A 1,560-nucleotide genomic window follows, 5' to 3' on the forward strand; every position below is an offset into this window, starting at 1 on the left:
ATCCAACACCGAGTGTCCCACGGTATGGACCACGCAGAAGATCGCGGCCACCGTATGAGGTGTATAAGGAACAGCCCGGGACGGGCGCAGTGCCCCGCCGCCGGGCCCTCTCCCGCCGGCCCGTGGCTGTGGCTGTGCACCTCGCCCCCGCGCGGCGCGTTCACGCGCGGCTCCAGTCGCCGGACTTGCCGCCGGTCTTCTCCTCGACGCGGACGTCGGTGACGACCGCGCCCTTGTCGACGGCCTTGACCATGTCGATGACGGTGAGACCGGCCACGGCGACCGCCGTCAGGGCCTCCATCTCCACGCCCGTCCGGTCGGTCGTCCGCACGGTGGCCAGGATCTCCACGGCGTCGTCGGCCACCGCGAGGTCGACCGTGACGCCGGAGACCGCCAGCGGGTGGCACAGCGGGATCAGGTCGGGGGTCTTCTTCGCGCCCATGATCCCGGCGATGCGGGCGGTGGCGAGGGCGTCGCCCTTGGGCACGCCCTCGCCGCGCAGCAGCTCGACCACCCGGGGCGAGACCAGGACGCGGCCGCTGGCGCGGGCCGTCCGGGTCGTGACGTCCTTCTCCGACACGTCGACCATCCGGGCCGCGCCGGCCTCGTCGATGTGGGTCAGCCTGCTCTGGCTACTCATTGCTGTGCCGCTCCCGCTCTGGGCCCCGCACGGGCCTGTGTGGTGCAACACACGCTACCCGCACCCGGGCGGGGTCAGCCGAGCAGGATCACTTCCAGGTCGGTGCCCGGCTCCACCGAGGTGACGTCCTCCGGCACCACCATCAGCGAGTCCGCGTGGGCCAGCGCGGCGACCAGGTGCGAGCCCGATCCGCCGACCGGGCTGACCGTCCCCTTGTCGGCGTCGTACTTCCCGCGCAGGAACTGCCGGCGGCCGGCCGGCGAGCGCAGCTCCCGGTCCCCGCCGAGCGTGGCGCGCACCGCCGGCCGCGACACGTCCGGCAGGCCCATCAGGGCGCGGATCGCGGGCCGGACGAAAAGCTCGAAGGAGACGTACGACGACACCGGGTTGCCGGGCAGGGCCAGCAGCGGGGTGTGGTCGGGGCCGACGGAACCGAAGCCCTGGGGCTTGCCGGGCTGCATCGCCAGCTTGCGGAACTCCACCCGGGTGCCGTCGACCTCCCCGTCGCCCACCGAGGTCAGGGCCTCCTTGACCACGTCGTAGGCGCCGACGCTGACCCCGCCCGTGGTGACCAGCAGGTCGGCCCGGATCAGCTGGTCCTCGATGGTGGCGCGCAGGGTGTCCGCGTCGTCGGCGACCGCGCCGACGCGGTAGGCGATGGCGCCCGCGTCCCGGGCGGCGGCGGCCAGCGTGAAGCTGTTGGAGTCGTAGATGACGCCGGAGGTGAGCGGCTCGCCCGGCTGGACCAGCTCGCTGCCGGGGGACAGCACGACCACCCGCGGGCGCGGCCGCACCCGTACGGCGGCCCGCCCGATGGCGGCGAGCAGGGCGATCTGCGGCGGGCCGAGGACCGTCCCGGCGGCCAGCGCGAGGTCGCCGGCCTGGACGTCGCTGCCGCGGGCGCGGACGTGGGCCCGCGC

The 1,560-nt window shown here is 74.5% G+C and carries 2 protein-coding genes; both read right to left on the bottom strand.

Going from position 1 to position 1,560, the window contains the following annotated elements; all coding sequences use genetic code 11:
- Positions 1 to 160 precede the first annotated feature (160 nt).
- The gene (gene moaC, locus GPJ59_RS36100) at positions 161 to 640 is read right to left on the bottom strand and encodes a cyclic pyranopterin monophosphate synthase MoaC (protein WP_219672339.1); all 480 of its coding nucleotides are present in this window, start codon (positions 638 to 640) and stop codon (positions 161 to 163) included.
- A gap of 74 nt (positions 641 to 714) precedes the next feature.
- The coding region (locus tag GPJ59_RS36105) for a molybdopterin molybdotransferase MoeA (RefSeq protein WP_219672340.1) at positions 715 to 1,560 on the bottom strand (846 nt) is incomplete at its 5' end.

Source organism: Streptomyces bambusae, from assembly GCF_019400985.1.
Lineage (GTDB): Bacteria > Actinomycetota > Actinomycetes > Streptomycetales > Streptomycetaceae > Streptomyces > Streptomyces bambusae_A.

Coding starts and splice junctions, on each gene's coding strand:
- moaC (WP_219672339.1), bottom strand. CDS start 640: ATGAGTAGCCAGAGCAGGCTGACCCACATCGACGAGGCCGGCGCGGCC.